The sequence below is a fragment of the Evtepia sp. genome (assembly GCF_056797215.1).
Window position 1 is genome coordinate 1 of sequence record NZ_JBQILM010000050.1, and the last position, 8,732, is coordinate 8,732.

At 57.7% G+C, this 8,732-nt stretch carries 8 protein-coding genes; 5 read left to right on the plus strand and 3 right to left on the minus strand.

The window, feature by feature from the left end:
- From ACTOZL_RS09635 to ACTOZL_RS09645, 3 genes are all read right to left on the minus strand, one after another.
- Positions 1-2,177 (minus strand): Ig-like domain-containing protein (locus ACTOZL_RS09635; protein ID WP_482478158.1); only part of this gene is annotated, 2,177 nt, incomplete at its 3' end.
- Between the two features lie 27 nt (positions 2,178-2,204).
- Positions 2,205-3,119 (minus strand): zinc-ribbon domain-containing protein, encoded by a 915-nt coding sequence (locus tag ACTOZL_RS09640; protein ID WP_482478160.1) that lies wholly within the window; start codon positions 3,117-3,119, stop codon positions 2,205-2,207.
- A 303-nt stretch (positions 3,120-3,422) separates the two neighbouring features.
- Positions 3,423-4,259, minus strand: a complete 837-nt coding sequence (locus ACTOZL_RS09645) for a tyrosine-type recombinase/integrase (protein ID WP_482478161.1) — start codon at positions 4,257-4,259, stop codon at positions 3,423-3,425.
- A gap of 140 nt (positions 4,260-4,399) precedes the next feature.
- On the opposite strand from ACTOZL_RS09645, the gene ACTOZL_RS09650 reads away from it, so the two are divergent.
- The 5 genes from ACTOZL_RS09650 to ACTOZL_RS09670 form a co-directional block, all read left to right on the plus strand.
- On the plus strand, positions 4,400-5,803 hold the full coding sequence (locus tag ACTOZL_RS09650; protein WP_482478162.1) for an MATE family efflux transporter: 1,404 nt from the start codon (positions 4,400-4,402) through the stop codon (positions 5,801-5,803).
- On the plus strand, positions 5,800-6,396 hold the full coding sequence (locus ACTOZL_RS09655; protein ID WP_482478163.1) for a TetR/AcrR family transcriptional regulator: 597 nt from the start codon (positions 5,800-5,802) through the stop codon (positions 6,394-6,396). Before ACTOZL_RS09650 ends, ACTOZL_RS09655 begins: the two co-directional genes overlap by 4 nt.
- A gap of 14 nt (positions 6,397-6,410) precedes the next feature.
- On the plus strand, positions 6,411-7,076 hold the full coding sequence (locus ACTOZL_RS09660) for a response regulator transcription factor (protein WP_482478164.1): 666 nt from the start codon (positions 6,411-6,413) through the stop codon (positions 7,074-7,076).
- Positions 7,073-8,080, plus strand: coding sequence for a sensor histidine kinase (locus ACTOZL_RS09665; protein ID WP_482478165.1), 1,008 nt, complete (start codon positions 7,073-7,075; stop codon positions 8,078-8,080). The genes ACTOZL_RS09660 and ACTOZL_RS09665 overlap by 4 nt, the downstream gene beginning before the upstream one ends.
- Before the next feature lie 96 nt (positions 8,081-8,176).
- Positions 8,177-8,732: ABC transporter ATP-binding protein (locus ACTOZL_RS09670; RefSeq protein WP_482478166.1), on the plus strand; the 556-nt coding region annotated here is incomplete at its 3' end.

Consider the following 8,732-nt stretch of genomic DNA (forward strand, 5'->3'; position numbering starts at 1 on the left):
ACCTTCACGGTGACGTTTTCGCTCTTGTTGTCCACAGCGTCGGAGACCAGCTTGTCAGCGGTTTCCTTGTCCACGGTGGCGGAAGCGGTGCCCTCGCTGATGTCGGGGGTCACGGTCTGGGTCACGTCCTCACCGGCGGAGGGGGGATTGGGATCGGGTTCTTCGGGGGGAGGTGTGGGGGTGGTGGAACCACCGCTGGAGCCGCCGCCGTTGTTGCCGCCGCCAGTGCTGTCAGTAACGGTGACAGTCACAGTAGTTTCGCTCAGTGCTTTGTAATTGGTTCCTTGGGCAGCATTGATAGTCACAGTAGCAGTGCCTGCCTTCACGCCAGTAATAGTGACTTTACCAGTACCTTCTACCACGGTAACAGTTTCTGGGTCACCACTGGTAGCCGTGATCGCGCCATCGGTGTTAATGGTAATGTCAGTGCTAGCATTCACAGCTACACTTGCAGTGTTAGCAGGAGGCGTAACTTCCGCCCGTTCAATTGTAAAGTCCTTTGTTGCAGTGCCACTGTAGCTACCCATACCAATCACAGTGACTGTAGCAGTGCCTGCATTGGTGTTATTGCTATAGGCTACAGTATAGTCGGTGTCCTTAGTTAAAGTGGTTTCATCATCAACCTTAACAACAACGACAGGCTCTTGAGCCTCCCCATTATAGGTGACAGAATCAATCGCCTGAATCCAGTCAACGTTAAGGTTCTTACTGCCAACTACGATGGCGTTGCTCTCTTTCTCACCAGTATAGTTGCCAGTGCCAGTAACCTTTACGGTAATGGAGGTGTCACCCTCTACCAAAGTATATGTTGCAGCAGATTGTCCGTCAATCTTGGTTTCCCCTTTATACCACTCATAAGTAACGGTGGCATCATTAGGGGAAACAGCTGCGGTCAAGACATCACCAACAGCCACAGCCGCACCAGCAGCAGTATTGGAAGAGATAGTCACACCTGTGATGGGAGCAGCAACGATAGCAAATTCAGCCTTAGCAGTCGCAGTACCGGTATAGTTACCAGTTCCGGTGATGGTGCCGGTTGCCTTAGCGGAATCGCCTGTCACATTGGTATTGTTTGTCCAAGACACACTGTAATCGGTGCCAGCAACAAGTGTTTTGCCATCGAGGGTCACAGTGGTAGCAGGAGAGATGGCGCTACCAGTGTAGGTCTGATCCTCAATCGGGTCGACAGTAGCACCCTCAATGCTTTTTGCGGTGATTGTGAAAGTAACAGTGACAGTACCCTCGTAGTTACCCTTACCGGTGATAGTAATTGTTGCGGTACCAACATTGGTATTGTTGCTGTATTCAACAGTATAATCCTGATCCAGAATCAGGTCAGTTGTGCCGTTCTTGCCAGAAATAGTTTTGGTGATTGGCGAACCAGTGAATTCTTTATCGCCAGCCTCAACTGTAAACATAGCCTCTGTCAGCGTAGTTTTTTGTACTGCCGCAGTAACAGTAACTGTGCAAGTATCAGCCTTGTTACCATCTTCTGTGGTAGCAGTAATGGTTGCTGTACCTTCTTTAAGCGCAGTGACAGTACCATTTTCTACTTTAGCGATATTTGCATCACTGGATGTCCAAGTCACAGTTTTGTTGGTAGCATTTTCAGGGATAACCGTAGCGGTCAGTTTGCCAGTCTCCCCAACTTCCAGGGACAGGGTTTCCGGGGTTACGGTCACATTAGTGACGGGAACATTAGTGGAATCGCCAACGCCATCTTCGACAGGACTTGCAGACACAGCACTAACTTTAATATCATATGTAGTGCCATCACTATTGGCCTCTACATAGACGGCAAGCACATATTGACCATCAACTGCTTTAATCTGCTTATCATTGGTATCGTATTCTTGCCAATCGCCTGTCTTTCCAACATTGGCTATGGTAATTGCTTGTTCCTTTACCTCAGGAGCATCAGGAGCTTTGGTGGCTCCCTCCCCACTCTCAGTGTCTGCTACAGCATCTACAACTTTATAAAGAAGTTTTCCGCTGCTTGTATCAGAATCAGCCGGGGTCATTGTAATCGTTAAAACAACTTCTCCATTTACTGCTGTACTATCAACAGGATTAGTAGATACAGTAAGACCTGTAGGCGCAGCCGCAAACGCTGTCATAGGAAGTAAAGACATCACCATACACAGAGCTAAAATGAGGGACAAAAATTTCTTTCTCATGTCGTAGTTTCCTCCTTACATGATAATTTAATTTCCGGCGTTTCCCGGGCTTTGCTCCCCGGGGAGCGAACCATAGCGCCGTGGGCGCTTTCCCCGTCCGGCGCAAACCGGACAGCCGCATTTCTCCCTGCCGGTGCGGGAGTACACAGCCGTTTTCCAGACGTGCCCCTGGTCGCAGAGCCACCACGCCTTGTGGCGGCTACCCACCGAAACCCGGTCCGGGGTCAGGGGGACGTTGAGGCTGGGGTGCCAGCTTGCGGCGACCCTGGGTTCCAGTGTCGCCAGGTCGTTGAAGCCGGGGAGCACCCGCCGCCCCGCGCAGTAGGGACAGCCAGAGCCCTGGGCCGTCCGGGCGGCCACGGTGGCCTGATAGGCATGCCCCAAGGGACAGCGCCACCAGACCTTCCGGTTGCTGGCAGGGGAACAGTTCTCTGGGGTCAGGTCGCCGTTGCGGTCCTTGGCCCACTCCTGGGCCAGGGCAGGATAGTGGCTTGCTAAGTCGTTCTCGCCAGGGAGGACCAGTTTCCCCGCGCAGACGGGACAACCTGTGCCTCTGGTGCGGGACACCACCATAGCTTGCCACCGGTGGCCCTTTTCACAGCGCCACCAAACTTTCTTTCGGGACCCAGGCAAGAGCTGCACCGGGGTCAGGGGTAGGTTTTCCTGGTCCCATTGCTGGGCCAGGTCCGGGTATACAGCGGCCAAATCGTTCTCACCGGGGCGCAGCACCCGGTTGGCGCAGTGGGGACACCCCGCGCCGCTGACCCTGGACTTCACCGCCGCCTGCCATTGGTGCCCCTTTTCGCACTGCCACCACAGCTTGCGATGGCTGCCGAAGGAGACGCTCTGGGGGGTCAGGGGTCCGTTTCGTTCTACGTCCCACTGTTGCAGCAGCGCCAGTTGCCGCTGTTGCGTGCAGTAGTCGTAGAAGCTTTTTTTCATCGCATCACCGCCTGTTGCTGAATTTGCGGGACAAAAACAATATTTTGTTTGCGCCAATTTGGGAAAAGCTGGTGCAAACGCCATACTGCAAGGAAATTATACCACGCTGTTTTTGAAAAAACAAGCTGAATTTCTATATTTTTGCACAATAGACTAAGCCACAAAACAAATGCTTTTTGCGGCTTTTGCCAGTGTGCCCATTTTTCAAAATGCGAGAAAAAATACCCCAGCTTTTCGTCGCTTTTCTATGGCTTTTGGCGTAGAGCCAGTTCCTGCCGTGGACAAACTATTGTTTTTGTTTGCCTAAGTGACCAGCCCCAAACGCTCCAACGCCTGCCGGTGTTCACCGCCGGTGGTGAGGAGATAGACCCGGGTGGTGTCCACGCTGGTGTGCCCCAGCACGTCCGCCAGCCGGGCTAAGTCCTTGCAGTGCTGGTAAAAAGCCGTGGCAAAGAGGTGGCGGAGGTTATGGGGGAACACCTTCCCCGGCTCCACCCCCGCCTTGGCACAGAGCCGTTTCATCTCCGCCCAGACCTGGCGGCGGTGGATGGGGGTCCCGCTTCTGGTGAGGAACAGCTCGCCGGAGGCGATTTTTTCTGCCCTGGCATACTTGCGCAGCTTCCGGCACAGCTTGCCCGGGAGGAGGATGGTGCGGATTTTCCCCTTCAAGGCGATCTCCGCCCGTCCCAGCCGCACCGCCTCCAAGGTGATGTACCGCAGCTCACTGACCCGAATGCCTGTGGCGCATATCGTCTCCATCAGCAGTGCCAGGCGTTCTTGACCCTGGCGTTGGGCGGTGTCCAGAAGGCGGGCGTACTCGGCCCGGTTCAGCTCCCGCCTGGCGTCCCGGAACAGGCGGCGCTGCACTTTTAAGAACTTCACCCGGCAGTCCTCCCGCCCAATGAAGCGGAGGTAGGCGTGGACTGCCGCCACCATGGCATTGACGGTCACTGGGGCGTAGCCCTCCGCCACCAGGGTCCCCTTCCACAGTGCAACCGCCTCCTTGCTGAGCACCCGCCCTGCCAACCAGCGCCCAAAGGCACCCACGTCCCGCAAATACTTTTCCACCGTCCCCACGGCCCGTTCCTCCTGGCGGAGATGGGCGGCGAAGGCAGTTAACTTTGATATGCTATACGACATGATAAAAAAACCTCCCAACATAGAATGGGGATATTTTACCTTATTTCGTGATATCACGCCGAAAAACCTTGACTTTTTAGGCCGTTCGTCCTATAATCCGTTTTAGGACGAACGGCCTAAAACGAAAGGAGCGCTTCGCTATGCAACCACAAGCACCCGCCAACCCCCTGGGCACCGCGCCCATCAAAAGCCTCATTTGGAAATACGCCATCCCCGGCATCATTACCCAGTTAGTCAGCGCCCTCCATAACATCGTGGACCAGGTGTTTGTAGGCTGGGGCATCGGCGACAACGGCATCGCCGCCACCAATATCGTGTTCCCGCTGACCTCTGTCATCATCGCCCTGTCCACCCTTTTGGGCATCGGGGCCGCTGCCCGGTTCAGCATCCTCCTGGGGAAGGGGGAGCAGGAGGGGGCCGCCAAGGTAATCGGCACCTCCATCGGCTGGATGGTGCTCCTGGGGGCGGCCGCTTCCATCATCACCTCTGTGTTCATGGAACCCATGCTCTACCTCTTCGGGGCAACGGAGCTCATCATGCCCTACGCCGCCCCCTACGCCCGGCTGATCTGCATCGGCCTCTTTTTTGGCATCCTCTCCTCGGGCCTGTCTTACTTCATCCGGGCGGATGGCAGCCCCAAGTTCGCCAGCTATGTGCTGGTGGCAGGGGCAGTATTTAATATGGTGTTCGACCCCTTGTTCCTCTTCGTGTTTGACATGGGCATGACGGGGATCGCCCTGGCAACCCTTCTAGGCCAGCTTCTGTCCACCATTCTGGCACTATATTACATGTTCAAACGCTTCCACAGCGTTACCCTGTCCCCACGGCACCTGCGCCCCAGAATGGCGGAGACCGGCACCATTTTCTCCCTGGGCATTGCCGTCTTTACCACCCATGTCCTGGCTATGATCGCCCAGATCATCCAGATGAACGGCCTGAAAACCTACGGGGCCCTGACGGTGTACGGCAGCGAGGTGACCATTGCCGCTGCCGGGGCGGTGGGGAAAATCACCATTGTGCTCCTGTCCAGCGTCATTGGCATCGCCCTGGGCTGCCAGCCCATTTACGGCTTCAACCTGGGCCGGAAGCAATACGGTCGGGTGCGGGAGACCTACTTGACCGTCCTGCGCTACGGCACCATCATCTCTGTGGCCGCGTTCCTTCTGGTGCAGATTTTCCCCCGGCAGATTTTGCGGATGTTCGGCTCGGATAATGAATTGTTTTACAGCTTTGGGGCCCATTATATCCACATTTTCTTCGCCTGCCTTTTCCTGAATGCCCTCCAACCCATTACCTCCAACTTCTGTACCGCCATGGGCAAGGCCAACCGGGCCTTCTGGCTGGCGGTGCTCCGGCAAGGCATTTTGCTCATCCCCCTGCTGCTCCTGCTGCCCAGGTTTTTGGGGATTGACGGGGTGCTCCTGTCGGGGGCCATCTCCGACGGGCTCACCGCCATCGTGGTGCTCTGGGTGGGCTTGCGGGAGGCGAAGAACCTCTCCAAGCTGGAAGCCGCCCAGGCGCAGGCCACCGGAGAAGCGCCATGAGAGACACCCGCCAGGAGATTTTAGACGCCGCCCGGCGGCTCTTCAACCAGCGGGGCTACAACGGGGTCTCCCTCCAAGATATCGCCAGGTCTGTGGGCATCAGCAAAGGGAACCTGAGCTACCACTTTCAAAAGAAGGAGGGCATTGCGGAGGCCCTCATTGCTGAGGGCGGAGACCCCCTGCCCCTCAAAACGCCCCAAACCATAGGGGAATTGGACCTGGTGTTTTTGGACATCCAACAGGTTGTCCAAGATAACCGCTTCTTCTTTCTCTCCCACGCCCAACTGGGGCAGATTTCCCCGGAAATTGGCAGGAAACAGCGGGCCCGCTGCCGGGAGATTACGGAGAACCTAGAGCAGGCGCTGGTGTCCCTCCACGCCGCCGGGCTGGTCCGGGACGAGGACTACTCTGGGGAGTACGCCCACACAGCGGAGCTGCTGTATTTTTCCAGTGCCTATTGGGCCTCCTTTTCTGAGTTAAAGAGGGCCGGTGGAGAGGAAAACATGGGCTACCGCCGCCACGCCTGGTGTGTGGTTCACCCCCTGCTGACCCAGCAGGGGAGGGGGGCGCTGGAAAAACTTTTGAGACTGTGACGGGAGGACAGGCCATGCAGACCATCCTAATTGTAGAGGACGACCCGGTGATCCGGGAGGAATTGCAGCTTTTGTTGGAGAATGAGGGCTACCGGGCTCTGGCCTTAGAGACGTTTACAGACGTCCCCGGCCAGGTCTGCGCCCAGAATGCCGACCTGCTCCTGCTGGACTTAGGGCTGCCAGGCCGGGACGGCTTGGCCCTGTGCGCTGCCATCCGCAAACGCAGCAAGCTGCCCATCGTCATCGTCACCAGCCGGGATTCCACGACCGACGAGCTCCGGGCCTTGAGCCTGGGGAGCGACGACTATATTACCAAGCCCTACAATATCCCCGTACTTCTGGCCCGGGTCCGGGCGGTGCTCCGCCGCAGCGGCGGACAGGCGGAGCCGGAGCGCTTGGAGGCCGCTGGCCTGCGCCTGGATTTGGCCAAGGGCCAGGTGTGGGCAGGGGAGCGCCAGGCGGAGCTCACCCGGAATGAGTTGCAAATCCTGGCACATCTCCTCCGCCACGCCGGGGAGATCGTCTCCCGCGCCGACCTCATTGAGGCCCTCTGGGACAGTCAGATCTATATCGACGACAACACCCTCAGCGTGAACGTGACCCGCTTGCGGGCCAAGCTGGACAGCATCGGCTGTCCCGGCTGCATCAAGACACGCCGGGGTATGGGGTATCAGCTATGACTTTGTGGGAATTTTTGTCCGACCGCCTGGGGCGTGGGGTGGGGACACTGTGTGGTGCCGCCGTCGCGGCACTGTTCCTCATGGCCACGGGGACCCGGCCGGGGGTGGTGGCCCTCTTGGCCCTGGGCTTCCTGCTGGTGTTTGTGGGGGCCTATACCGTGGAGTTCCTCCGGCTCCGGGCCCAGTTGGCGGAGCTGGAAGCCATCTTGGAGGGCTTGGAGAAAAAATACCTGTTCTCCGCCTGTATCCCCACTCCCAAGGACCACTACCAGCGCAAGCTCTTTGATCTCACCCGCCGTTCCGGGAAATCTATGTTGGAGGCGGTCTCCCAGGCCCAGGCGGCCCAGCGGGCCTATCGGGACTACATTGAGGCGTGGGTCCATGAGATCAAGACCCCCATTACCGCCGCCCAGCTTCTCTGCCGGGACCTGGAAGGGGACAAACGCCGAAAACTTACCCAGGAGCTGGCCCAGGTGGAGGCCCACGTGGAGCGGGCCCTTTTTTACGCCCGGGCGGAGAGCCCAGAGCGGGACTGCGTGATCCGGCAGGGGTCCCTGGATGCCATCGTCTCCCAGGCCATCCAGGCCCATCGGGCATTGCTGATCCAAAGCGGCATCCGGGTGGAGACGGAGGGGTTGGACTGCACCGTATACACCGACGAGAAGTGGACAGCCTTCCTCTTAGGCCAGATTTTACAAAACGCCGCCCGCTATCGAGGGCGGGCCCCGGTGATCTGCATCTCTGCCCGCCCCCTGGGACAGAAGGTGGTGCTGACAGTGGCGGACAATGGCATGGGCATCCCCGCCCATGAGCTGCCCAGGGTGTGCGAGCGGGGGTTTACCGGCAGCAATGGCCGCCTCCGGGGCGGTTCCACGGGGATGGGCCTGTATCTCTGCCGTAAGCTGGCGGCATTTTTGGAGCTGGATTTGCAGATTACCTCCCAGGAGGGGGAGGGGACCCAGGTGATGCTGACCTTTCCTGCCACGGCGGGGGCGGAGGTGTGATGGCATTTCTTACAAAACTGTAAGGAAGGGCCATATCGTTTCGATACCACCGCCCCTGCTTTTGTTGTATCCTAGAGGGGAAAGGAGGCAGGACGTATGCTGCAAGTGAAACAGGTTGAAAAATACTACGGGAGCAAAAACAACGTCACCAAAGCTCTGGACGGTGTGAGCTTCCAGGTGGAACCGGGGGAATTTATCGCCATTATGGGGGCCTCCGGCAGCGGCAAGACCACCTTGCTCAACTGCATCTCCACCATCGACACGGTGAGCGCGGGACAAATCCTGCTGGATGGGGTGGATATCTCCGAGCTCCCCGCCAAGGCCTTGGCCCGCTTCCGCCGGGAACGACTGGGCTTTGTGTTCCAGGATTTTAACTTATTGGATACTCTGACCATTGAGGAGAACATTGGCCTGGCCCTTGCCCTGAACCACATGGACCCAGCCCAGGTGGGGGCCCAAGTGCGGGAGATGGCAAAGAAGCTGGATATTATGGATATCCTGCCCAAGTTCCCGTACCAGGTCTCTGGGGGCCAGAAACAGCGGGCGGCCTGTGCCCGGGCTATGGTGGCGGGACAGTCCTTGCTGCTGGCCGACGAACCCACCGGGGCCCTGGATTCCAAGGCATCCAAGAACCTTTTGGAGATCATGACCC

Coding starts and splice junctions, on each gene's coding strand:
- ACTOZL_RS09650 (WP_482478162.1), top strand. CDS start 4,400: ATGCAACCACAAGCACCCGCCAACCCCCTGGGCACCGCGCCCATCAAA.
- ACTOZL_RS09665 (WP_482478165.1), top strand. CDS start 7,073: ATGACTTTGTGGGAATTTTTGTCCGACCGCCTGGGGCGTGGGGTGGGG.
- ACTOZL_RS09640 (WP_482478160.1), bottom strand. CDS start 3,119: ATGAAAAAAAGCTTCTACGACTACTGCACGCAACAGCGGCAACTGGCG.
- ACTOZL_RS09660 (WP_482478164.1), top strand. CDS start 6,411: ATGCAGACCATCCTAATTGTAGAGGACGACCCGGTGATCCGGGAGGAA.
- ACTOZL_RS09655 (WP_482478163.1), top strand. CDS start 5,800: ATGAGAGACACCCGCCAGGAGATTTTAGACGCCGCCCGGCGGCTCTTC.
- ACTOZL_RS09645 (WP_482478161.1), bottom strand. CDS start 4,259: ATGTCGTATAGCATATCAAAGTTAACTGCCTTCGCCGCCCATCTCCGC.